Source organism: Amycolatopsis sp. NPDC034160 (assembly GCF_055575355.1).
Window position 1 is genome coordinate 215389 of record NZ_JBVISU010000001.1, and the last position, 22169, is coordinate 237557.

Consider the following 22169-nt stretch of genomic DNA (forward strand, 5'->3'; position numbering starts at 1 on the left):
TCCGCAATCAGTTCTCGATCATGTCAACGAAGTCGCGTTCGTGGCGTTCGGCGAGCCGGTTGTACCAAAGCCCGATGCCGAACAGGAACGGAAACGGTGCCACGCCGAGGATCAGCCAGGACAGCGGGATCCTCAGAACGGTCACGCGCCCGAACGAAGGGATCAGGTAGAACAGCGCCGGCAGCGAGCACAGCGTGACCATCACCAGCAGTGCCAGCAGGGCGGCCGTCCGCAGCTGGATCTTCACCAGATCCTTGACCAGGAGTTTTCCCCAGCTGGTCTGCTCTTCGAGTTCGACCCTGGCCCGCAGGGTGCTCGTCGCCTGTCGCGGATCGGCGAGGATCACCCGCTGCCGCTTGGGTTTCGCGTGGTGTTCGGGCTTCGCTTGCTCGTGTTTCGGACCGGACGGTGCTCCGGGGACCGGCTCGACGGCGGCGCCCTCGGGCTGCGCCGGTTTCTTGTGCCTGCCCTTGCCGAGGGTCGGGTCCGGCTCGCGGACACCGTTGACCCGGCGATAGAAGTCGTCGGTCATGTCCCGCGGCTACGTCGACCGGTTGGCGCCGACGAGCCGGTCCTTGAGCGCGCGGGTGTGGCGGCGGCTCACCGGCAGCACCTTTTCTTCGTTGCCGATGACGACCTGGTAGCCGCCCTGACCCATGCGCAACTCGGTGATCAGCGGCAGCGAGACCAGGAACGACCGGTGGATCCGCACGAAACCCGCCTTCTCCCAGCGCTCTTCGAGCTGCGCGAGCGGGATGCGGACCAGGTGGCTGCCGTCGGTGGTGAACAGCCGGGCGTAGTCACCCTGTGCTTCCACCCAGCGGACCGAGGACCGCGGGATCAGCTTGGTCGTACCGGCGAGTTCGACCGGGATGACCTCGTCGTCGTTCTTGACCTGCCCGAGGCCGGTAGCACCGGGCGGCGGCGCGGCGTTGGCGGCGAGTTTGTCGATCACGCGCGTGATCGCGCGGTCGAGGCGATCCTGCTGGTACGGCTTGAGCACGTAGTCGAGCGCGCCGAGGTCGAAGGCGTTGACCGCCTCTTCGGCGTGCCCTGTCACGAATACCAGCGCGGGAGACGGGCGCAGCGCGGCGAACACGCGGGACATCTCCATCCCGGACAGGCCGGGCATGTCGATGTCGGCGAACACCGCGTCCACGATCGGCAGGCCACGCGCCTTGCGATCGCCGAGCCTCGGATCGTCGGTGGACAGCAGGCGCAGCGCCTCCGAAGCATCGATCGCCGGGAAGACCAGGGCGACGTGCGGGCTGTTCCGGAGACAGTGAACGAGTTCGTCTAGCCCTTTGGGCTCATCGTCCACCGCAAGGACAATGAGCTTCCGGGTGTCATCGTGAGCACTCACAGTGAGTCGCATAATGCCCACTGCCGGGTTCCGTGTCCAGCCCGCTGCCCGAAAGTCGAACGAAAAGGACGGCACCGCCCACCCCCGCGCCTGGGGTGGGCGGTGCCGTCGTCTTTCCGGTGGCACGAACCGCCTAGCCGTACCACGTCTCTTCCTTCACGGGGTGAAGGTGAACCAGTTGACGCTCACGAAATCGGCGGGCTGACCGCTGGAAAAGGTCAGGTAGACGTCGTGCTTCCCGGTGATCCCGCTGATGTTCGCCGGCACGGTCCGCCAGCTCTGCCAGCCGCCGGTGTTGGCGACGGCGAAGCTGCCGACGGGCGCGTTGGAAGGACTGTCCAGCCGGACTTCGACCAGGCCGCTCACCCCACCCGCCGCGCCGGACGCCACCCGCGCCTGGAACTGCCTGGCGGTCTGCGTCCCGAAGTCGATGCCCGGGTACCGCGCCCAGTCACCGTTCCCCGCCGGGCCGATGTTCTGGCCGCCGCCGGAGTCCGACGTGGCCTGTTTGGCGAGACCGGCGGCCTGACCGTAGGACTCCGCTTGGATCGTGCTGTAAGCGCTGCCACCACCGGGATTACTCGTCGTTGTCGTCGGGGTGGGTGTCGTACTCCCGCCGCCGCGGGTCAGGACGGTGACGTAGTCGACGAGCATCGGATGCCCCGGCACGATTCCCGGCCCCGGCGTAACGGTGCCGGAGTTGTTGTTCGGGAACGCGCCGCCGATCGCGACGTTCAACAGCACGAAGTAACCAGCGTGGTTCGTCATGTTGGCCCACGTGGTGGCGTCGACCTGATTCTGGTTGACCGAGTGGAACTGCTGTCCGTCGACGAACCAGCGGAACACGTTGGGACTGACGCTCGTGTCCCATTCGAAGGTGTAGGTGTGGAACGCGCTCTGGCAGCTCGCGCCGGGACAGGTCCGGCTGCCGACGAGGCCGTCGGTCTCGTTGCACGGGCCGCCGGGGTTGACGCCGCAGTGCAGCACGCCCCAGACGGTGTTGATCCCGTTGACGTTCTCCATGATGTCGAACTCGCCGATGGCGGGCCAGTTCCAGTAGTTGCCGCGATACGGCGAACCGAGCGCCCAGAACGCGGGCCAGTAGCCGAGCGCCGCGGCGCCGGTGACGTTCGGCATCTGGATGCGGCCTTCGATGCGCAGCGCGCCGCCCGACGGCGGTTTGAAGTTCGTGCGCTGCGTTTCGATTCGCGCCGAGGTCCAGTTGCCCGCGCCGTCGCGCAGCGGCGTGATCCGCAGGTTCCCGGAACCGTCTTGGGCGAGGTTGGCGGGGTTCGCGGTGTAGTTCTGGATCTCGCCGGTGCCCCAGTTGCCGGGGCCGCCGGGGTAGCCGTGGCCGGTGTCGATGATCCAGTTCGCGCTCGACGGGAGCGAGCCGGCGGCACCGGTGAAGTCGTCGGCGAAAACGGTGGTCCAGCCCGAGGGCGGCGGCGGAACGGCGGCCGCGGCGGGGAGGGTCAGAGGGACCGTGATCAGTGCCGCGCCGATCGCCGAGCCGAGCGCGATCTTCCAACGGCTCCGGTGGTTCGCGTGGGGAGACGTAACGGACATCGGACCTCCTCGTCACCTTTGTCGAGGTTTTGTTGCCGGTCACAACAAAGCGGTATGTCCGATATGACACCTGGTCTGGACCACCTACGCCTACCACCGTCCGGGTGAATCCATCCCGCTCCCGAACGCTGTGAAAGGTCCTTTCCTTGCAAATTTTGCAAGGAAAGGACCTTTCATAGCACGGGGTCAGAGGCCGAAGCGGCTCCAAGCGGCCTTGTGCTGAACAGCGTCCAGCAAGGCGCTCGCCGCCGCCGGAGCGCCGATGCCGAGCCGCGCCAGCAACGCCTTCTTCGGTTCGGCGACCGAGATCTCGGCGTCCGGGTACCGCTCGGTGATCACCTGGCGGAGGCTGCCGACGCCGTCGATGAGACCGAGTTCGACCGCGCGGGCGCCCAGCCAGACGTCACCGGTGAACAGGTCCTCGGAGCCGGAAAGCCGGTCTCCCCGGCGCTCGGTGACCCAGTCGACGAACAGTTCGTGGAGCTGGCCGTGCATCTTCTTCAGCCACTCGACGTCTTCGGGCTTCTCCGGGCTGAACGGGTCGAGCCGGGACTTGTTCGCGCCCGCGGTGTACAGCCGCCGCTCGATGCCGAACCGCTCCAGCAGTTCGACGAACCCGAACCCGCCGCTGATCACTCCGATGGAGCCCACCATGGACGTCCGGTGCGCGTAGATCTCGTCGGCGGCGCAGGCCAGCCAGTATCCGCCGGAGGCTGCGACGTCCTCGGCGAAGGCCAGGACGGGCACCTTCTTCTCGTCGGCGAGCTGGCGGATCCGCTCCGCGACCAGACCCGACTGCGTCGGCGCACCACCCGGCGAGTTGATCTGCAACGCGACGGCCTTCAGCCGATCGTGCGCGAACGCGCGGGTCAGCGCCGATTCGACGGCGGCGAGGTTGATCGAGCCCCTGGCCAGCGGCGACGGGGTCGGCGTGATCACCCCGTGCAGCTTCACCACGGCGACGACGTCTTTGCGATCACCCCGTTCGCCGATCATCGGGAGACGGGAGGTCAGCTTGTCCGCAACGCTCATACCGCCAGGTTACCGACGTTCACGACGGCAGCACGCCGCTGCGCGAACCGGTCACCCCACTGGCCTCGTTCGGACCGCCCTGCGCGGGGACCGCGGCGCTGTCGGCGGAGAAGTCCGGCAGGTTCGGCCGGACACCGGGCATGAACTTCGGCACCCGCAGGGTCACTTTCATGCCGGCGCCGGGCGCGGTCTCCACCATGAGCGCGTAGTCGCGGCCGAACACCTGCTGCATCCGCTGGTTGATGTTGCCGAGGCCGACGTGCGCGCCCGTGCGGTGCTGGCTGCGGAGGTCCGCGAGCTTGGCGGGCTCCATGCCGATGCCGTCGTCCTCGACGCTGATCAGCGCTTCGGCACCGTAGTCCTCGGCGATCACCGTGACGCAGCCGCCCGACGGCTTCGACGCGAGACCGTGTTTGACGGCGTTCTCCACCAGCGGCTGGATGATCAGGAACGGCACGACCACCGAAAGCACCTCGGGCGCGATCTTCATCCGCACCTCGAGCCGTCCGCCGAAACGGGCGTTCTCGATGGTCAGGTACCGGTCGATGTTCCGCAGTTCCTCGGCGAGTGAAGTGAACATGCCCGACGTACGGAACGAGTAGCGCGTGAAGTCGGCGAAGTCCTGAAGCAGCTCTCGCGCCTCTTCGGGGTCCGTCCGGATCAGCGAGGAGATCGTGTTGAGCGCGTTGTAGACGAAGTGCGGCGAGATCTGCGCGCGCAGCGCCTTGATCTCCGCCTGCTGGAGCTGGTTCTTCGATTCGTCGAGGCGCGCCAGCTCGAACTGGGTGCAGACGAACTGCGCGACCGCGTCGGCCATCTGCACCAGCCGCCCGCGCGTACGCCCGACGACCAGCAGCGCCGCCTCGGTCTCGCCTTCGACGATCAGCGGCACGATCACCGCCGTCCGCATCCGGCAGGTGCCGCGGTGGTTGCACGGCATCTTGTCGTGCGCGACGACCTCGCGGCGGTGCTTGCGGATCGCGTTGCCGATGGCGTCGACGAGGTCGACATAGTGGTCGTTGGCCTCGCCGTCCCAGGACAGCAGCGTGCCTTCGCTGTCGGTGATGCCGACGGCGACGCAGTCGAGCATCTCCAGCAGCTGGCTGGTGATCTTGTCGGCGACCTGCTCGTCGAGCCCCTCACGGAGATCAGGCGTCGCCTTCGACATCCGGTGGACGGCCTGCAGCACTGCGTTCTCCACGATGCTCGCGGGACGCCGCAGCTTGATCAGCAGGACGACCACGAGGATCGCGAGCAGCAGTGCCACACCCCAAGGGATGATCTGCGCGATATCGAGCCCGGACACGGCGTCCATGCTCTGCGCTCGACCAACCGGGTGCAAGGCCTGCTCCCCACTTTCCGTTGAGTTGTGACAACTGAGGGTGGAGCCGACCCTACCCAAGGCCGGAGCACACGAGTCACTTGAGCAGGCGCGACATCCTCCGGTCGGCCAACGGCTTCCCACCGGTCTGGCAGGTCGGGCAGTACTGGAACGACTTGTCCGCGAACGAGATCTCGCGGATCGTGTCGCCGCAGACCGGACACGGCAGCCCGGTCCGCGCGTGCACCCGCAGCCCGGAGCGTTTCTCCCCCTTGAGCCGGGCGGCGGACTGGCCGACCGAACGGGTCACGGCGCTGGTCAGCACTTCCCGGATCGCCTCCGAGAGTCCGTCGAGCGCCCCTTCGGACAGCTTTCCCGTTGTGGCGTATGGGGAAAGCTTCGCCATGTGCATGATCTCGTCGGAGTAGGCGTTGCCGATCCCGGCGATCAGCGACTGATCGGTCAGCGCCGTCTTCAGCCGTTCGGTGCGTCCGGCGAACAGCTTCTCGAGTCCCGTCCGGTCCAGCGACAACGCGTCCGGCCCGAGCCGCGCGATACTGGCGACCTCTTTCTCCGGATCACGCACGATCCAGACGGCGAGACCCTTCTTCGTACCGGCCTCGGTGAGGTCGAAGCCCGGCCCCGCGGCCGCGTCGAGGTGGACCCGCAGCGAGATCGGCCCTTTGCCGGGTTTGAGCGGCGTCGGCGACAACGCGTCGGACCAGCGCAACCAGCCGGCCCTCGCCAAGTGGACGACCAGATGGAGGTCCCCGGCGACGAGGTCGAGATGCTTGCCGAACCGGCCCGCCCCGGTGACCTCACGGCCGTGCAACTCGGTCCAAGGCGGTGTCGCCGTCTTCAGCACGCTGAGGGACGACACGTCGACACGGAAGATCGTCTTGCCCACCGCGTGTTCACGCAGGTGGTGAGCGAGCGCTTCGACCTCGGGTAACTCGGGCATGACCCCAGTCTCGCGCGTTCAGGCCGTCGCGACTACTCCACCGGGTGCAGCGGGCCGTCGAAATCCGGCAGCGAGTGCCGCTGGATGGTCTTGGTGATCTTCGAGACCTCCCCGCGCACGGTGAACATGCCCCGGATGGTGCCCACCCACCGTTCGGACGGCCGGTCGCCTGCCAGATCGCCCTCGGTCTCGGCGACCACGGTCCACGGGCGGCGCAGGATCCACCGCAGCGGGAAGAACAGCGCGATCAGCAACAACGCCAGCGGCACCCAGGACGGGATCATCACATCCGCCGGCGTCCACATGATGAGCACGATCGCGAGCAGCGCGGTCACCACGATCATCGCGATACCCGGGCCGTAGCTGCCTGCCACATCGTGCTCGAAGTCGTCCGCAGTCGCGGGAGCACGCCATTCCATCTGGGCTCGGACCACCCAGTCACGGCCGTCCTCGCCGTGCACCAGCCGGTTCATTCAGTCGCCTCCCGCGCGGCCGCTCGCTCGTCGTGAGCGACCTCCACCGTACCGTGATCGCGGGCGGATTCGCGAGAGTTCGAAGGCTATCCGTCCCTCTCCGGCGTTACGGGCACGTCGGGTGGTCGACGCCCGGTTCCGGATAGTGGGAAGTCGGCTTCACCGGGCTCTCCTCGTCCTCCGACGGCTCACCGGACGGCTCCTCGGTCGAGTCGCCTGGAGTACCGGTCACCGGCGAAGTCGACCCTTCCGGGTCAGTCGTCGACTCCGGCGTATTCGGATCCGAAGGCTCCGTGGAGTCCCGTGGCGTCGTCGTCGGGCTCACCGACTCCTCGGTGGGAGTGAGCGATTCTTGCGTCGGGATGTCGTCCCGCTTCGAGGTGGTCTGGTTCGAGCCGCTTTCGGGGAGCTCCTCGTGCCGCGGCGCGGTCTCCACCGGCGCCGGATACCGCTCGGCCGGGGCCTGCGCGACGGCACCGCCGCCGACGCCGAGTTCTTCCCGTTCGCTGCCGCCCGAGTCGGGCAGCGTCGGCAGGTCCGCCGCGCCGAGTCCGGCGTTCGGCCCCGGCCCGGTCCGGGCCGGCTGGGCACCCTTGCCGTGAAGCTGGTCTTCGGCGATTCGCTGCGGCGGAAGCTGCACCGGCTGATGCTGGCCAGGCGGCGCGACCTGCGCCGGCGGCAGCAGCGCCAGCTCCGGCAACCCGCCCCCGGACAACCCGATGGTGTGGGTCACGTCGGTACCGAACACGGCCGGACCGGCGACGAGCCCGACCGCGCCCGCGGCGGCCGTCGACGCCACCGCCATGCCGACCTTCACCTTCGAACCGAGCAGAAGGCCCTTCACCGAAACCGCGAATCCGGACAACGCCCCGGACGACCCGCCCGCGTAGAGACCGGCGGCACCCGGCACCAGCAACGCCACCACACCGGCGTGCGCCCGCAGCGACGAACAGACGTCGCGCAGCTCGTCGTGCGTGGCCCGGCACGACTGGCAGCCGATCAGATGAGTCTTGATCCGGCGCGCCTCGGCACCGGTGACACTGCCCGCGGTGAACCCGCCGAGCTTCTCCACCACCGCCCGGCACGAATCCGGCCCGCGATTCACCGACAGATGCGCCTGCAGATATGCCGCCCGCAACCCTTGCCGCGCCCGGCGGGCCAACGCCGCTGTCGCGTTCGCGCTCAGTCCGAAATGCGGCGCGACCATCGAAGGCTGCTCGCCCTCGACCTCGGTCTGCCACAACACCGAACGCCAGCGCTCGGGCAAACTCGTGAAAGCCGTCGTGATCAGCGAATGCTCTGCCGTGCGGGCGTTCGTGTCCGCCCCTGCCCCGGCCCGGAACGTCAGCTCGTCGTCGCTCACCGGCACGTCACGGCGTGCACCGTGCCACTCCCACGAGACCCGGCGAGCCACCGTCAGCAGATACGCCCGCACGTAGTCGCGTGGCCCCGCGCCCCGGCGCAACGCCTGAAGCACCCGGAAGAAGGTCTCGGCCGTGATGTCCTCCGCCTCCGACCGATCGGAGGCGAGACTGCGGGCCAACCGCCGCACCGCGGCGGCGTGAAGTTCGAAAAGCTCCCCGAAGGCGGCGTCCTCCCCATCGCGGAGCCGCTGGAGCAATGCCTGCTCGTCGGATTCCGAGGCCGCCTGAAGCGGCACCGTGCCCTGCTCGGTCATCCGGCCAGGCACCTCCTCCCCGAAGGACTCACCATTCGGTCGAATGGGGACACCATACGGAGGTATGCAGCCGTCGTCACCCCTTGTACGCCAGGTGTGACACCGCAGCACCTGTCGGGGTGGGTGCAAACGGCTACAGACGGTCGGTGTATGGTTGTTCCACTGCTTCAAACGAGTGTTGAAGCACGAAGTGACATGCGGATGTAGCGCAGCTGGTAGCGCATCACCTTGCCAAGGTGAGGGTCGCGGGTTCGAATCCCGTCATCCGCTCGCAAGCGCGCGGCCTGTGTCCAGGGAAAGCCTGGACTACGGCCTGCTCGCCATAATTCCCCAGGGCTGAGACCCCGGATCCCTGCGGTTCCTGTAACTCACCCTCGCGGGTGGGTATTGGGCGCGACATCGTCAAGTTCGCAGCGGTTCTCCCTGCTTCTTTTGGTTACTACGTGCTACACGTCCGGTGAGCAGAGTCACACGACCGTAGTAATTCGTATTCGCGCATATGTCGGGCCGCCGACGATGGCGTCTACCTGGGAGTTCGGTACTTTGTGGACCGGATCTTCGAGGGTGGGGAAATCACGGATGAGTGAGAGCGCGCGCGACGGCGGCGCCGTCGCGACCAGGGAAACCGAGCGGGAAACGCCTGAACCGGGTAAGCCCGCGAAGCGCGGACTGCTCGATCGCCTCCCCTACTGGGCCCTGTGGGCACTGACCGCCGTACCGATCATCCTGTCGATCGCCGAGGTCCTCCGCGCCCCCAAGATCAACCACGCGGATTATTGGGTCGTCCTCGGCCTCGTCGCCGACAAGAACGGCAACCTCGACGTCGCCCAGCTGTTCCACCTCTACCACGAGCACCCGATCGTGCTGGTCGGCCTCGTTTTCTGGCTGGACGCGAAGCTGTTCGCCGGAACCCAGCCGCCGCTCGGCTTCCTCAGCGTCATCCTCGCCGCCGGCATGTTCGCCGCGCTGTGGAGCATGCTGCCCCGCACTCTCACCGGCCTGCGCCGCGCCGGCGTCGTCGCCGGCCTTTCCGGACTGATGTTCTCCGCCGGCACTGTCGAGTACTTCGGTGACGGCATGATGGGCGTTCAGTGGCTCCTCGGCCTCGCCCCCGCCGTCATCGCGATCGCCTTCGCACACCACGGCAAGCTCATCCCGGCTTTCCTCTTCGCCTTCATGGGCAGCCTTGGACACGGTGTGGCCTTCCCGGTCTGGATCGTGCTCGCGCTCGTCCTCTGGCTCCGCGGCGAGAGCCGGGTCAAGGCCGCGCTGCCACTCGGCCTCGGGCTCGTCGTCTTCGTTCTCTGGCGCATCGCGCCATGGCCGCCGAGCTACCAGAAGCCGAACGTCGTCGGCGCCGACACCTACCTCGGCGCCATGACCAGCACTATCGGCCAGTCCTGGTCCACCAAGTCACCGGATCTCGCGTTCCTCGCGGGCGCGCTGACCGTCGGCCTCTTCGGTGTCCTCGCCGCGACAGCCGTCAAACACCGGCTCGCCGCCAAGACACAAGACTTCACCGGAACCCTCGACGGTCCGACGCCGGTCGCGGCCGTCGCGGGCTGGTTCGGCCTCGCCGCCCAGGTAGTGCTGAACGGCGCGATGATCGGCGTCAGCCGAGGCGGCTACAACGCCACCGAAGGCATGTCGTCGCGCTACGTCGGCATCGGACTCCTCGGTGTCTGCGCGGTACTCGTGCTGCTGGTCACCCGCGGGCCTCGGGCGCTGCGACTCAAGGCGATCCCCTTGGCGCTCGTCATGGCCCTCTGCGTCTACGCGATCGGGAACACCGCCGCGGGCGCTACCCGCTACCGGTACGCGTACCAGCCCGTCCTCGGCGTGGCGATGCAGGTGAACGCCGGGAGCGTGATCAGCAAGATGTACGCCTACCCCGATTTCCTCGAACAGGAACGGACGATGGGCATCTACCCGTTCACCCCGGACTTCACTCTGGGCTGCGGCGCGGGCGGGCCGGAACTCGGAACGACCGTCGACCTCGCCAAGGCCGTCGAACTCAAGGGCCCCGGCTACGGCACCAAGGACACCGCCGGTGCCGTCGACACCGCACCCGTCACCGGCGACAAGCAGATCAACGGCTGGGCCCTCATCGGCGGCGAACAGGCCCAGTGCATCCTCATCACCGACGGCGCGGGCAAGGTCGTCGGCGGGGGCACGGTCGGGCTCCCGCGCGACGACATCTCCCAGTTCATGAACGGCACTGGCCGCTCCGGGTGGCAGGCCGTCGCGGCTCCCGAGGTGAAGGATCCGGTCGTCCTCGCCTATCGCGACGGCACCTACCACCGCATCACCACGATCAAGGACGCCGGGAAGGGTTAGAGCGCGGGCGCTTTGAAGGGGTCGTGCTCGGCCAGGAGCTTGTCGACGCGGGCCTGATCGACTCTGCTGACGACGGAGTTTTCGTCCTGCCGATCGCGGACGCATTTGGCGAGGGTGAACGCCGACGTCGTCAGGAACAGCATGCCGAGGGCGAGGAAGCCGCGGACCCAGCCGTCGACCGGCAGGTACCAGATGCCGACGACGACCGCGACCAGCGCGAGGCCGAACGAGAGAGCGGCCTGGACGAAGAAGGCGACGGTGGTGGGAGGCGCTGCGGAGGTTTTCGTCATGCGTACCAAGGTCGCGCCAGGCACCCCGCGATGTCTTGAGTACGGCTACTCAAGAAGGGTTGCGATTTAGATCTCGTAGCCGTCCAGCACCGTCGGCGCGACCGGGGACAGGTGGTCGTCGCCGCGTTCGGTGACCAGGCCGCGGGCCATCCGGTACACCTTGAACTCGTTGTCGTGCTCGGGGTCCTGGTCGTCCCAGACGTGCAGGAGACCGTACGAGCCGGGCGCGAGGTCGCCGACGCGGGTGAACAGGTCCACCAGCTCGGGCCCGATCGTCGTGCCGTGTTTGTCCATGCCGCCCAGGTGCAGCACCGGCACTCCGGCGGACCAGCGGAGGTCCACCAGGTCGCCGTCGTCGAAGTCGCGGACGGCGCGGTGCACCCGCTCGACGATCCGTTCGAGCAGCGCCGCGTCGTCATCGCCGGAAGAGCTCTCCTGGATGGTCACCCACCCGTGATATTCGAACACCGGCCTGAGTTTAGGCAGGTCCGCCCGCCGGACGGCGGTCAGCCCGCCATCGCGACCGGTGACCCGTTGCGCCGCAGCGCGTTCTTGAAGACTTGTCCGCCGTGCCGCTCGAACGCGGGCACGAGCTTCTCGCCGTAGACGCACAGTGTCCGTTCCCACGGATGCCCGAGTGTGCCGAAGCGGAAGTCGCTCGCCAGGAACAGGTGGTAGTCCGTGCGCGGGAAAACCGGGACCGGCCACGGGTCGAGGGCGGCGTGGCGATGCGGGTAGAAGCGGTAGGACTGGTGCTGCCAGTGCAGTACCCACACCCACTCGTCCTCGGCGACGCATTCCTTCAACGCCGAGAGCGCCACGCGGGCGACGTCGTTCTGCTCGACGGCGTACGGGCCGAGCCGGAACTCGGCCGACGACCGATCGACCCCACGGGGCGCGAGGTCCCAAGCGACGGAGGGGGCGGGTTCACGGAACCCCGGCCAGGCGTGCGAGTAGGTGCTCGGCCAGAACGCGAGCTTGTCGTAGACCCAGTACCAAGCGGGCTCATCTACGACCCTGGAGATGGCTTCCCAAGCGTTGTTCACGAGCGACCCTCGGTGGTTCGGCCGATTAGGACTGGGAAAGCTTCGTGTTCGGGGCCCAAGTTGTCCAGTTCGCGGGCATACTCCGGGAAACTGTCACCTGATCAGGTGTCTTGCGCCGTCGCCGGAACCGTGAGAATGACGGTGTGTGAACGGCGAGCCCACCGAATGCGGGCTCGCCGTCGTTCGATCATGCGGCCGCCGCCTCCCAAAGGCTCATGAAGGCCGACGCCTCGCTCCGCACCCACGGCTTGACCTTGTCGCGGTCGCGCGGTGACAACGCGAACTCCTTCGCGCGCCGGACGTCGACCACCAGCGGGCGGCCGCCCGGACGCAGCTCGTCCATGGTCTGTTCGAGCAGCCACAGCACCATCTGCGCCGCGTCCCGGCTCAACGGCTCTTCCTTGAAGTAGAGCCAGGTCACGTGCACCGGACCATCGCCCTTGCGGAGCCCGAGGTGCGGATTGATGCCCACTTCGAGCGCGCCGAGCCGCCAGCGCGACCGGCCCACCTCGGCCAGCCGCAGGTCACGCCGCCCCAGATAGCGCAGCCAGCCATTGGCGATCTCGGCGTAATGCGGCCGGGTGCGCTCGTCGGCGTTCTCGACGAGTGCCCGCATCACCTCGCGATCCCGCCCCGAGATACGGCCGGCCCGGATCGCGTTCGCGGCGCGGAGATAGAAGTTGAAGCCGCCCCGCGCCGGATCCTCGTACTGACGTCGCCAGCGCCGGACGAAAGAGGAACGCGAGGGACCCGAGCTCGTGCTGTATCCCACGAACGTGGGCAGGGTGATGTAGGCCATCCGTGTCTGCCTTTCGCCGCTGTTCCTGCTGTACAACACTAATTTTAGAACACATGTACGACAGAAACCGGCGCCTTACGGGTGACGCGGACGAGGAGGCCACGGCCCTTCGAGGAGTTCAGCCGATTCTTCGAGGATCGGCACCTCGCAGACGTCACGCGGGGTGAGATCGGTGGGGATCCAGTTGTCGAGCATCGCCGACCAACGCGTGATCCCCCGCAACGACGGCGGCGACCCGAGCAGCTCGGCGACCTCGCTGACCAGCGCGCCCCCGGTCGCCGGTGACAGGTCGCCCTTGACCATGGCGGTGAGCCAGCCGTGGACGAGCAGCCACCGCGCTGCCGTCGGGTCGGCGGGGAGTTCGATACCGAGTTCGTCGACCACCTGGTGGAGCGCCTTGTCGACGGCGTCTTCGCCCGCGGACTCGAGCCCGGCCAACAGACTGAGTGAAGGTGCGTCGAGCCCGGCGACGATCGCGTCCAGGCCGGCCTCGACCAGATGGGACGTGCGGACGTCCCGGCCGGCGAGCCTGCCGATGGCCAGCTCGCGCAGCGCGCTACGACACTCTTCGATTTCCGTCATCCGGCGCTTCCCACGTCCGCCACCGTACCGGCGAGACTCGTCAGCCGCCTCTGACCAGCCGAAAGAACATCACACCGTGGACAAGCGAGGGTGATGCGAACGACGGGATCAGGGCTGAGGCTTGAGGGTGAACGCGGTCCAGAGATCGACTGCACAGATCACCAGCCATCGGTGCGGCGAGCCAGCGAATCCGTCCTGGACCGGGTCGCTTGTGGACGCAAGAATGTGGAAAGACCACATCAACCACCCATAAGGGTGCATGCAACACTGGCTGCCCACACCCGGCGGCAGGGGGCTACATGAGCTGGCAGGACGAGCTTCGACAGCTGGACGTCGAGCTGGCCGCGGGTCGGATCGGGCACGCCGAGCACCGCAAGAAGCGGGACGAACTCCTGGCGGAGGCCTCCGGTGGGACGATGCCGTCACCGGTCCCCTCACCGCTGCGACAGCCGGGCGGCGCCTGGCACAGCACCAATCCGGCGGCGCGGCCGATCGACCTGCCGACAGTCACGGTCCAGCAGCCCCAGCCGTATCAGCAGCCTTACGCGCCGCCGCCGGAACAGCGCACCCAGCCTCTCGAAACCGAGAAACCGAAGCCGCGCGAAGTGCAGCGGAGCGCCATCCCGCGCATCGAGAACCACAAGACCACCGCGCCTTCGCCGGCCGACATCAATCCGACGGTCTACCTGCGCGCCGAGCCGCCTCAGGCCAAGCAGAAGCCGTCGACCCGTCAGCTGAACCGTCCGCTTCCGCCGCTCACCCCGGAACCGGGCCCGCGTCACAGCGCGCCGACCGAGGACTACGCGGTCGCCGGCAAGCGCAAGCCGACCTGGCTGTTCATCGGCGCCGGGGTGCTGGTCGTGCTGGCGCTGATCATCGGCGGGACGTTGTGGCTGGGCTCGTCGCCGTCTTCGAACGTCGCCGAGCAGCCGAGCGTGGCCCAGCCGCCGGACGGGCTCTCCGGGCTCGCGCCGTCAAGCCAGCCCAACAGCGCCCAGACACCGTTGGAAGACCGGCTGCCCACGCTGCCGGGAACTCCGTCGAAGGACAACTCGACGATGTCGGTCGCGAAGGGTGTCGAGCTCAACCTCTATTCGAAGGCCGCCGCCGATTACCTCACGTCGAAGAGCATCGCGTCGGTCACCTACAAGGGTTCGAACGAGGGTACGAACGGTTACCTCGTCCTGGTGATCCCGGCGACCGACGCGAAGGACGCCGCCGCGATCGTCCAGTACTTCCGGGAGAACTCGCTCAACGCCGGCTTGCGCGAGCAGCGCGTCGGAGACCGGCTCGCCCTCGTCGGCGCGAACAAGAACGGCCAGCTCAGCGGTATCGGCTACGTGTCCGGGACGATGGCCGTGACGACGTGGGTCTCGCAGCCTCTCGGTGGGGATTCGCAGGCGCTCGACACGCGTCTGGAGCAGACGCTGACCTCACTGGACACGGTCCTCCCGGCGACCTGAGAAGCGCAGGTCGCGGGGAGATCACGGATTCGACCCGCGAGGGCGTGACGTGGCCGGGCAGTGCAGAATGTGCGAGGTCACCGCAGCGGTGGTATCGCGACGGCCGGGAGCGTACTTCCCGCCTGAATCGGATTAAGGGGGCTGGTGGTGTCCTGGCAGGAAGAGCTGCGCAATCTGGACGAGGAGCTCGCGTCTGGACGCCTCTCAGCGGACGACTACCGGATCCGCCGCGACCAGGTGCTGTCCTCGGCGGTCGCCTACGGTGATCCCGCGCAGCAGCAGGTCCAGCAACCGGGCCAGCAGCCGCAGCAGCCCTTCCCGCAGCAGCCGTTCCAGCAGCCGCCCGCTCCGCAGGCGCCGCAGCAACTTCAGCAACCCCCGCAGCCTCCGCAGGCGGGCCAGTCCAACAGCGCCGACTCGACCCAGATCATCGCGCCGGTGAACCAGCCGCCGCAGAACGGCGAGGGCGAGCGCACCCAGGTCGTGCCGAACTGGCAGCACCAGCAGGCCGACCCGAACCGCACCCAGGTCGTGCCGCCGGTCGCGTCGCCGGCGGGCGGTTTCCCCCAGCAGGGTCAGGCATCCCCGGCGGGCGGTTTCCCCCAGCAGGGTCAGGCTTCGCCCGCGGGTGGTTTCCCGCAGCAGCCGCCCCAGCAGGGTTACCCGCAGCAGCAACAGCCGCAGCAGCAGGGCTGGACCGACACCGACGCCAGCCCGCCGTGGGGTGGTTCGGACTTCCCGCCGATCTCGCCGGTCGGCAGCACGGAATGGGTCAAGCAGGGCCCCGAGCTGTTCGAAGACAAGCCCAAGGGCAAGGGCGGCAAGATCGCGATCATCGCGATCGTCGCCGTGCTGGTCCTCGCCGGTCTCGGCGTCGGCGGTTACTTCGCCTTCTCCGGCGGTGGTGACGACCCGGCGGATCCGACGGCTCAGCCGCAGCCGACCCAGTCGCAGAACGCGCCCCCGCCGTCGTCGGCCAAGCCGAAGACGCCCGAAGAGCTGCTGTTCGAGAAGATCCCGGAGCAGTCCGGCGAAGAAGACGCGAAGAGCGGTGTGCTCACCGCGGCGCAGCTCACCGAGATCACCGGCATGGAGAAGGGCGAGGCCGATCTGGTCATCGCCGCCGGCGTGAAGCAGGTCGCGTACCGCGGCTCGCAGAAGCAGCCGGACGAGACCGGCCCGCAGCCGGCGAAGATCTCGGTCACGGTCATCCCGCTGACCAGCCCCGGTGCCGCCGGTGACCTGGTCAAGCAGCTGCGCCAGTACCAGACGAGCAACGGGTTCGTGCAGATCACCGAGCCGCTGCCGGGGATGCCGCCGAAGCTGAACTTCCAGAAGAAGATCGACGGCGACAAGGGCACCTACCGCGGCACGTGGATCAGCGGCAACAACATCGTCCGGGTGGACGTGCTGCAGAACCCGCTCAGTGGCGAAGAGGGCGAGAAGGCGTTGAGTGGCACGTACCAGCGTGCGGTGAAGAAGACGCTGGAAAACTACGCCGTCACCAGCTGATCCGATGATCGGCGAGAAGGCCCGGCTGCTCACGACTCTGCTTTCGCTGGCCGAGGACACCGGGTCGCTGTCCGATGAACTGCATTTCGCCGGCTGGGACGCCACCGAGCGCGTTCCGCTCGACCACGGTGCCGCGAACGTCCTCCGGGCGCTCGTGCTGCCGAAGGCGGCTCGAGTCCTCGAGGTCGGGGCCGGTTTCGGCGGCCTGACCAGGTACCTGGGCGAGGTTTCGGCGACGGTGCACGCCGTCGAGGCAGAGCCGGTCCATGCCGCCGCGGTCCGGTTCCGGACGCGTGACCTCGACACGGTCACGGTGTACGACCGGCCTCCCGGCTCGGGGACCTACGACCTCGTCGTCGTCCAGCAGCCCTACGCGACGCGGAGCCTGCTGGACGTGGTTCGCGAGCGGCTGTCGCCGTCAGGTGCCCTCGTGGTGCTGACCGCGTCGCGTGGTGTCGTCGACACGCTCGCGGCTGCCGGGCTCGAAGTCCAGCGTGAGCTGCTCTGCTCCCCCGGTCACGAAGTCGCCCGCGCGGTGCGCGGCGCGCAGATCGACACCGAACTCCCCCGCCTGTCCGCCGCGATCACCGGCGGACCCGCGAACGGTCTCGCCCTGCTGTGCGGACCCGGCGCCGCCGCGCTCTGGCCCCCGTACCGGCTCGCGACGTATTTCAACACCGCGGAGCGCGCCGCGTTCGCCTGCACGCGCGCCGACGTCGTGCGCACCGGTGAAGGCGCCGAAGTCCGGCGCACGCCGCTCGCCCCGTCGCCGCCGGTCGCCGGGATCTCGGTCGGACCGTGCACGGACAAGGTGTACGACGCCCCGACGATGGTCGACGTCCTGCTCGACGAGCCGGAACGAGTCGCGGAACTGCTCACCGGCTGGCGGGATCTCCTGCGCGCGGAGGCCGCGCGCGGGGTCGAGGCGCTGTGGGATCTGGTGCCGCACAACGTGCTGGTCGACGGCGCGACGCTGCGTCCGATCGACCTCGAGTGGCGGAACGCGGGCGCCGGCTTTTCCGAGGTGGTCGAGCGCGGAGTGCTCGTGCTGGCCGACAAACTCGCCGACGCGGGCTGGTCCGCGGCCGCGGTGGGCGGTTCGACGCGTGATCTGGCCGGCTGGCTCGGTGTGCTGCTCGGCCTCCATCCCTCCTTTGTGGACAGTGCGCTGGCCCGCGAGGTCGACTTCTCCACCATCGGCTCGTGCGGCACCACGCACGGCACGGACGAAGTACGCGCGGCGATCGCCGAGATCTGGCGATCGCGTTTGGCGCGGACCGTCCACCGGTACCGTTCCGGTGTGGCGGCGAACGAAGACGAGGTAGCGAAGCGATGACGAGCCTGCATACCGCCGGCATCCTGACCCCGGACCGGCCGGTCGGGCACCTGTTCGAGCTCCGGGGCTGGACGACCGGGATCAGCCGGATCGACGAAATGTCCGTGACCATCGCGGACGTCGAAACGAACCTGTTCCCCGAGCCGTGCCCGGGCGCGCCCGAAGGCACCTTCGGCTGGCGTGCCGTCCCCGCCACCTGGGTTCCCGCGGGTACTCAGGACATCGTCGTCACCGGCCCGGACGAGCGCGTGCTCAACCAGGCGACTGTCCACGTCGGCACGTTGCCGGGCGAAGAACCGTTGTGGCTGGGCGAACTCGAAGCGCCGAAGCAGGGCAAGGTCTCCGAAGGTCACGTGGTCTACGTGACCGGTTGGGCGATGCTTCAGGGCCGCGCGCCGAGTCTGATCGAGGTCATGGTCGAGGGCGGCGGCACGGTCAGCGCGCGCACCCGCCTGCCGCGCAAGGACGTGCCGAAGGAATTCCCCGGCTTCGACGACGCCGCTGTCAGCGGTTTCGAAGCCTGGGTGCCCGTCGATCTTCCGTACGGCGAAGAGCGGACGCTGTCGCTTCGCGTCCGGTACCGCACCGAAGGCGTCGGCGAGGTCGTGTCGGCGAAGCGCACTTTCACGCTTCGCAACCCTGTCGCGGACCCGGACGACGCCGAACTCGCCGACGAGCTGGCGAGTGACACGGCGAAGGCGATGGCGCGGGTGAACATCCCGACAGACCCGAGGCACGTGTTGGTGTTCACGCACAGCCTCGGGGTCGGCGGCGGGCAGCTGTGGCTGCAGGAACTGCTGAGCAGGATCGTGACCGACCACGGCTGGCAGGTCAGCCTCGTCAGTGAGACCGACGGCCCGCTGCGCGCGGATTGCCACGAACTCGGCATTCCCGTGCACGTCACGACGCACTACCGGAACCAGACGGTCCCGGCCTACGAAGGTCACGTCGCCGAGCTGGCGCGCTTCGCGAAGTGCTCCGGAGCGGGCGTCGCGCTCGTCAACACGCTCGGTGGCTTCGTCGGTGCGGATGCCGCGAAGCGCGCTGGGATGCCGACGGCGTGGGTGATCCACGAGAGCTTCTCGCTCCCCGCGTTCGCCTACCAGAACTGGGGTCCGGTGAAACCGCCCGCCGCGGTCTGGCAGCGCTGGGAGAGCACGCTCGCCGAGGTCGACAAGCTGTTGTTCGTCGCGGACGCGACGCGCGAGATGTTCCTGCCCTACAGCAAACCGGAACGCTGCCAGACCGTCCGCTACGGCACGCCGATGCACAAGTTCGGCGGTCGAACGCGGTCGGAAACGCGACGGCAGGCGCGGAACATGCTCGGCTACACGCCGGACGACATCGTGCTGGTCAACATCGGCATCGCGGAATCCCGCAAGGGGCAGGCGCCGCTGATCTCGGCGATGGAGCGGATCCACAAGGTCCATCCCGAGGCGAAGCTGGCCGTCGTCGGCCTGCACCCGTCGCCGTACGGGCTGGCGATGGAGGAATCGGTCGAGCGCGCCGGTCTGGAGAAGTCGGTCAGCCTGGTGCCGATCCAGCCGGATCCGCTGCGCTGGCTGCAGGCCGCGGACATCTTCGTGAACAGCTCCGACATCGAATCGCTGCCGCGGTCGATCCTCGAAGCCGTCTGCTGCGGCGTCCCGGTCGCGGCGACCGACGTGTTCGGCGCGCGGGAAATGATCGTCGACGGCGAGACGGGCTGGCTGTTCGAGACCAACGACGTGGACGCGCTGACAGCGGCGTTGCTGCGCGCACTCGGCACGTCGGCCACGCGTCGCCGTGAAATGGCGAAGGCCGCGCACGAAAAGCTGCTGCCGTGGCTCGACCCGGCGGGTTACGCGCGCGAATACTCCGAAATCCTGACCGAATTGGCCCTGCACGGGCACCAGAGTGGGGGCGTCCATGTCTGACGAAATTCCCGGCCGCGTCCAGGCCGAACTGACCCGGCTCCGTGCCGAGCGGCAGGTGTTCACCGCCGAGCAGGACAGGCTGAAGGCCAAGCTGGCCGAGACGGAGCACGAGCTGCGTGAAGCGACAGCCGGGGCTTCGTCGAACGAAGGCGACTTCGCCGACCTGAACCAGAAGCTCGCTTCTCAGCAAGAAGAACTGGACGTCGCGAAGGCGCGCCTGCGCGCGCTGGAGACCGAGGTCCTGCTCGCTCACCAGCAGCGCGACTCGCTGCGCGCTGAACTGAAGACCTGCCGTGAAGAGCGGGACAAACTGCGGCTGGCGCTGCTAGACGCCGAACTCGTCGTTTCGGCGGGCGTCGTCGACGCGGACATCCTGCCCGGCGGCGAGCCGTCGGCGGACCGGCAGCGGCTGCTCAACGCCGAACGGCTCGCCGCCGAGATGGCCCGCGAACTCGACGCCACGCGCCGCACCGTCAGCTGGCGGGTCACCGCGCCACTGCGTGTCGTGCGGAAGAAGATGGACCGGCCGTGACCGAACTCTGCTTCGTCTCCGCCGAGGGTGGTTCCGCCTTCATGGAGGAACTGCTCGAAGTGGTCGCCGACGCCGTGCGCACGGCGGGCGGCAAGGCCAGGACCGCGGTCGGCGAGTATCCCGAGGGCGGGGCCGACACGGTGTACGTCGTCGTCCCCCACGAGTACTTCGTGACCGTCCCGGACGCCGCCTTCCCGACCGCCGACCAGTGCCGCCGCACCATCGGGTTCTGTGTGGAGCATCCCGGGACGGCGACCTTCGAGCGCAACGCCGAACTGCTCTCCATCCTGGGCGGCGCCGTCGACATCAACCACGATTCGACCGCCGAACTGCGCCGGCGCGGGATCGCCGTCGAGCATTTCCAGCTCGGCTACAGCCCGCTGTGGGATCTGTGGGGCGGCGACCTCGACAGCCCGCGCGACCTCGACGTCACCTACCTCGGCACGGCCGAACGGCGGCGTTCGGTGCTGCTCGGCTCGTACGCGCGTGATCTGGCCGGGCTGCGGACGCGGTTGCTGACCCCGCCGCACGAACCGATGACCGGCGCCCGGGTCGACTTCCTGCCGGGCAAGGCGAAGTTCGAGCACCTCGCGCGGTCGCGGTTTCTGCTGAACCTGCACCGCGAGCAGAAGCAGACCCTGGAATGGGTACGCACCCTCGAAGCGATGACCAACGGCTGCGTGGTGGTCAGCGAGACCTCCGCCGACGTCGAACCGCTGGTCCCCGGCGAGCATCTGGTGCTGGCCCGGCCGGAGGCGCTGGGCTCGGTCGTCGCCGCGCTGGCCGACGAGCCCGAGCGTGAACGGCACCTGCGTTCGGCCGCCTACGGCTTCGTGAAGTCGCTGGACATGACGGCGTCCGCGCGGCGGCTGATCGACCTGGCGTCGTCGCTGGGCTCGGCTCCTGCCGCGGACATCGCGCCGGCGCGGGCGCTGGCGGCGAGCCTGCGGAACCCGGAGGACGCCCTCGCCGTCGACACCCCGTCGTTCGACGCGCGGTTCGCGGGCGACCGGTCCGCCGCCGGCCCGGCTTCGGCGCGCGGAACGGCGCTGTCGGCACGGATCGCTCAGCGCGCGGCAGGTGCGCGAAGGGTCGCTTCGCGGCGCTGGGAGCCTGCTGCGGCTTCGGTGCCGGGCTCGGCCGATGTCGACGTGCTGATCGTGCGCCGGACCGGCGAGGTCGATCCGGACGATCTGGCGAACGACCTGCTCACCGGCAGTGTGCTGCCACGGAAGGTGCTCGTCGGCGAGGACGGCGTACACCCCTGGCCGCGTCCGCGCCCGTACGACGTCCTGCTGCACGACACCCCGCTCGGCCGCGGGCTCACCAGGAACTCGCTGCTCGAGCGCTCGACGGCGGCCTGGCTGCTGGTGCTCGACGGCGGGATGCGCGCGTCGGAATTCCTGCTGGAGCGTCTGCTGGCCGCTTCCGACGACGTCGACGTGGTGCACTGCCCGGTCGCGGATCCGGTGGACGGCCTGGTCGGCGCGCTGCCGCCGGAGGAGCGGCGGCTGCGGACGCTGCCGTACCTCGGCAGCGGGTACCTGGTGCGGCGGTCGCTGATCGACGAACTCGGCGGCTGGAACTCCGAGGTGCTGTTCGAGGGCCTGGAGGACCACCTGTTCTGGCGGCGGGTGGCTTCTTCGGCGAAGCCGACGACGCTGGTGCAGCAGGTGCTGCTGCGGCGGCTGCGGCCGGATCCGGACTCGCGGCCGATGGACCTCGACCCGCACCGGGTGTGGGCGGCGGTCGGCGGCGCGCTGTAGTCGTCGCTTGGTACCTCAGGTGCCCGCGCGTGCAATGAAAGGTCCTTTCCTGGCAAATCTTGCAAGGAAAGGACCTTTCATTGCACGCCGGGTCGACGTTCAGTTGCCCCATTAGTGTGAGTTGGGCCGTGTCGGTGAACGTCCTCCCCCGGTCGTGCGCCTTATGGGCAGAGCATCGGAGCGTTCGGATGTG

Annotated in this window: 20 protein-coding genes and 1 tRNA gene; 8 read left to right on the forward strand and 13 right to left on the reverse strand. The window is 68.6% G+C overall.

The window, feature by feature from the left end; all coding sequences use genetic code 11:
• Positions 1–7: 7 nt before the first annotated feature.
• The 8 genes from ACZ54P_RS01080 to ACZ54P_RS01115 all read right to left on the reverse strand — a co-directional run bounded on the left by ACZ54P_RS01080 (position 8) and on the right by ACZ54P_RS01115 (position 8397).
• Positions 8–532 (reverse strand): hypothetical protein, encoded by a 525-nt coding sequence (locus tag ACZ54P_RS01080; protein WP_465459539.1) that lies wholly within the window; start codon positions 530–532, stop codon positions 8–10.
• Between the two features lie 9 nt (positions 533–541).
• Positions 542–1375, reverse strand: a complete 834-nt coding sequence (locus tag ACZ54P_RS01085; protein ID WP_465459540.1) for a LytR/AlgR family response regulator transcription factor — start codon at positions 1373–1375, stop codon at positions 542–544.
• A gap of 144 nt (positions 1376–1519) precedes the next feature.
• Positions 1520–2932, reverse strand: a complete 1413-nt coding sequence (locus ACZ54P_RS01090) for a carbohydrate-binding protein (protein WP_465459541.1) — start codon at positions 2930–2932, stop codon at positions 1520–1522.
• Positions 2933–3118: 186 nt separating this feature from the next.
• Positions 3119–3964: a S49 family peptidase gene (locus tag ACZ54P_RS01095; RefSeq protein ID WP_465459542.1), complete on the reverse strand. Its 846-nt coding sequence runs from the start codon at positions 3962–3964 to the stop codon at positions 3119–3121.
• A gap of 19 nt (positions 3965–3983) precedes the next feature.
• A complete protein-coding gene (locus ACZ54P_RS01100) occupies positions 3984–5279 on the reverse strand; it encodes a histidine kinase (protein ID WP_465459543.1) in 1296 nt (431 codons plus the stop codon).
• A 103-nt stretch (positions 5280–5382) separates the two neighbouring features.
• A complete protein-coding gene (locus ACZ54P_RS01105) occupies positions 5383–6246 on the reverse strand; it encodes an Fpg/Nei family DNA glycosylase (protein ID WP_465459544.1) in 864 nt (287 codons plus the stop codon).
• A gap of 32 nt (positions 6247–6278) precedes the next feature.
• Positions 6279–6719: a DUF983 domain-containing protein gene (locus ACZ54P_RS01110; RefSeq protein ID WP_465459545.1), complete on the reverse strand. Its 441-nt coding sequence runs from the start codon at positions 6717–6719 to the stop codon at positions 6279–6281.
• Between the two features lie 106 nt (positions 6720–6825).
• Positions 6826–8397: a sigma-70 family RNA polymerase sigma factor gene (locus tag ACZ54P_RS01115; protein ID WP_465459546.1), complete on the reverse strand. Its 1572-nt coding sequence runs from the start codon at positions 8395–8397 to the stop codon at positions 6826–6828.
• A 197-nt stretch (positions 8398–8594) separates the two neighbouring features.
• Here ACZ54P_RS01115 and ACZ54P_RS01120 point away from each other — a divergent pair.
• Together ACZ54P_RS01120 and ACZ54P_RS01125 are read left to right on the forward strand one after the other, a co-directional pair.
• A tRNA-Gly gene (locus tag ACZ54P_RS01120) sits at positions 8595–8667 on the forward strand.
• A gap of 309 nt (positions 8668–8976) precedes the next feature.
• Positions 8977–10734, forward strand: coding sequence for a hypothetical protein (locus tag ACZ54P_RS01125; RefSeq protein ID WP_465459547.1), 1758 nt, complete (start codon positions 8977–8979; stop codon positions 10732–10734).
• Here the strand turns inward: ACZ54P_RS01125 and ACZ54P_RS01130 are convergent.
• The 5 genes from ACZ54P_RS01130 to ACZ54P_RS01150 form a co-directional block, all read right to left on the reverse strand.
• Positions 10731–11024: a YiaA/YiaB family inner membrane protein gene (locus tag ACZ54P_RS01130; protein ID WP_465459548.1), complete on the reverse strand. Its 294-nt coding sequence runs from the start codon at positions 11022–11024 to the stop codon at positions 10731–10733. The two genes, ACZ54P_RS01125 and ACZ54P_RS01130, sit on opposite strands and share 4 nt — an antisense overlap.
• Positions 11025–11090: 66 nt before the next feature.
• Positions 11091–11492 (reverse strand): immunity 7 family protein, encoded by a 402-nt coding sequence (locus ACZ54P_RS01135; RefSeq protein ID WP_465459549.1) that lies wholly within the window; start codon positions 11490–11492, stop codon positions 11091–11093.
• A 38-nt stretch (positions 11493–11530) separates the two neighbouring features.
• Positions 11531–12070 carry a DUF2716 domain-containing protein gene (locus ACZ54P_RS01140; RefSeq protein WP_465459550.1) on the reverse strand — a complete coding sequence of 180 codons (540 nt, stop codon included), beginning with the start codon at positions 12068–12070 and terminating at the stop codon, positions 11531–11533.
• 187 nt (positions 12071–12257) lie between these two features.
• The gene (locus ACZ54P_RS01145) at positions 12258–12869 is read right to left on the reverse strand and encodes a hypothetical protein (protein ID WP_465459551.1); all 612 of its coding nucleotides are present in this window, start codon (positions 12867–12869) and stop codon (positions 12258–12260) included.
• Between the two features lie 75 nt (positions 12870–12944).
• Positions 12945–13451 (reverse strand): hypothetical protein, encoded by a 507-nt coding sequence (locus ACZ54P_RS01150; RefSeq protein WP_465459552.1) that lies wholly within the window; start codon positions 13449–13451, stop codon positions 12945–12947.
• Positions 13452–13750: 299 nt separating this feature from the next.
• Between ACZ54P_RS01150 and ACZ54P_RS01155 the strand changes: the two genes are divergently transcribed.
• The 6 genes from ACZ54P_RS01155 (at position 13751) to ACZ54P_RS01180 (ending at position 21976) form a co-directional block, all read left to right on the forward strand.
• Positions 13751–14914 carry a hypothetical protein gene (locus ACZ54P_RS01155; protein ID WP_465459553.1) on the forward strand — a complete coding sequence of 388 codons (1164 nt, stop codon included), beginning with the start codon at positions 13751–13753 and terminating at the stop codon, positions 14912–14914.
• Between the two features lie 144 nt (positions 14915–15058).
• Positions 15059–16426: a flagellar basal body-associated FliL family protein gene (locus ACZ54P_RS01160; RefSeq protein WP_465459554.1), complete on the forward strand. Its 1368-nt coding sequence runs from the start codon at positions 15059–15061 to the stop codon at positions 16424–16426.
• A 4-nt stretch (positions 16427–16430) separates the two neighbouring features.
• Positions 16431–17762: a methyltransferase gene (locus tag ACZ54P_RS01165; RefSeq protein WP_465459555.1), complete on the forward strand. Its 1332-nt coding sequence runs from the start codon at positions 16431–16433 to the stop codon at positions 17760–17762.
• On the forward strand, positions 17759–19678 hold the full coding sequence (locus ACZ54P_RS01170; protein ID WP_465459556.1) for a glycosyltransferase family 4 protein: 1920 nt from the start codon (positions 17759–17761) through the stop codon (positions 19676–19678). Before ACZ54P_RS01165 ends, ACZ54P_RS01170 begins: the two co-directional genes overlap by 4 nt.
• A complete protein-coding gene (locus tag ACZ54P_RS01175) occupies positions 19671–20210 on the forward strand; it encodes a hypothetical protein (protein WP_465459557.1) in 540 nt (179 codons plus the stop codon). The genes ACZ54P_RS01170 and ACZ54P_RS01175 overlap by 8 nt, the downstream gene beginning before the upstream one ends.
• The gene (locus tag ACZ54P_RS01180) at positions 20207–21976 is read left to right on the forward strand and encodes a glycosyltransferase family protein (protein WP_465459558.1); all 1770 of its coding nucleotides are present in this window, start codon (positions 20207–20209) and stop codon (positions 21974–21976) included. Before ACZ54P_RS01175 ends, ACZ54P_RS01180 begins: the two co-directional genes overlap by 4 nt.
• Positions 21977–22169 lie beyond the last annotated feature (193 nt).

Bases quoted from the DNA above. Each gene is read 5' to 3' on its own strand.
- ACZ54P_RS01085 (WP_465459540.1), bottom strand. From the start codon at position 1,375: ATGCGACTCACTGTGAGTGCTCACGATGACACCCGGAAGCTCATTGTC.
- ACZ54P_RS01080 (WP_465459539.1), bottom strand. From the start codon at position 532: ATGACCGACGACTTCTATCGCCGGGTCAACGGTGTCCGCGAGCCGGAC.
- ACZ54P_RS01150 (WP_465459552.1), bottom strand. From the start codon at position 13,451: ATGACGGAAATCGAAGAGTGTCGTAGCGCGCTGCGCGAGCTGGCCATC.
- ACZ54P_RS01155 (WP_465459553.1), top strand. From the start codon at position 13,751: ATGAGCTGGCAGGACGAGCTTCGACAGCTGGACGTCGAGCTGGCCGCG.
- ACZ54P_RS01165 (WP_465459555.1), top strand. From the start codon at position 16,431: ATGATCGGCGAGAAGGCCCGGCTGCTCACGACTCTGCTTTCGCTGGCC.
- ACZ54P_RS01175 (WP_465459557.1), top strand. From the start codon at position 19,671: ATGTCTGACGAAATTCCCGGCCGCGTCCAGGCCGAACTGACCCGGCTC.
- ACZ54P_RS01145 (WP_465459551.1), bottom strand. From the start codon at position 12,869: ATGGCCTACATCACCCTGCCCACGTTCGTGGGATACAGCACGAGCTCG.
- ACZ54P_RS01125 (WP_465459547.1), top strand. From the start codon at position 8,977: ATGAGTGAGAGCGCGCGCGACGGCGGCGCCGTCGCGACCAGGGAAACC.
- ACZ54P_RS01130 (WP_465459548.1), bottom strand. From the start codon at position 11,024: ATGACGAAAACCTCCGCAGCGCCTCCCACCACCGTCGCCTTCTTCGTC.
- ACZ54P_RS01090 (WP_465459541.1), bottom strand. From the start codon at position 2,932: ATGTCCGTTACGTCTCCCCACGCGAACCACCGGAGCCGTTGGAAGATC.
- ACZ54P_RS01115 (WP_465459546.1), bottom strand. From the start codon at position 8,397: ATGACCGAGCAGGGCACGGTGCCGCTTCAGGCGGCCTCGGAATCCGAC.
- ACZ54P_RS01095 (WP_465459542.1), bottom strand. From the start codon at position 3,964: ATGAGCGTTGCGGACAAGCTGACCTCCCGTCTCCCGATGATCGGCGAA.
- ACZ54P_RS01105 (WP_465459544.1), bottom strand. From the start codon at position 6,246: ATGCCCGAGTTACCCGAGGTCGAAGCGCTCGCTCACCACCTGCGTGAA.
- ACZ54P_RS01100 (WP_465459543.1), bottom strand. From the start codon at position 5,279: ATGGACGCCGTGTCCGGGCTCGATATCGCGCAGATCATCCCTTGGGGT.
- ACZ54P_RS01110 (WP_465459545.1), bottom strand. From the start codon at position 6,719: ATGAACCGGCTGGTGCACGGCGAGGACGGCCGTGACTGGGTGGTCCGA.
- ACZ54P_RS01170 (WP_465459556.1), top strand. From the start codon at position 17,759: ATGACGAGCCTGCATACCGCCGGCATCCTGACCCCGGACCGGCCGGTC.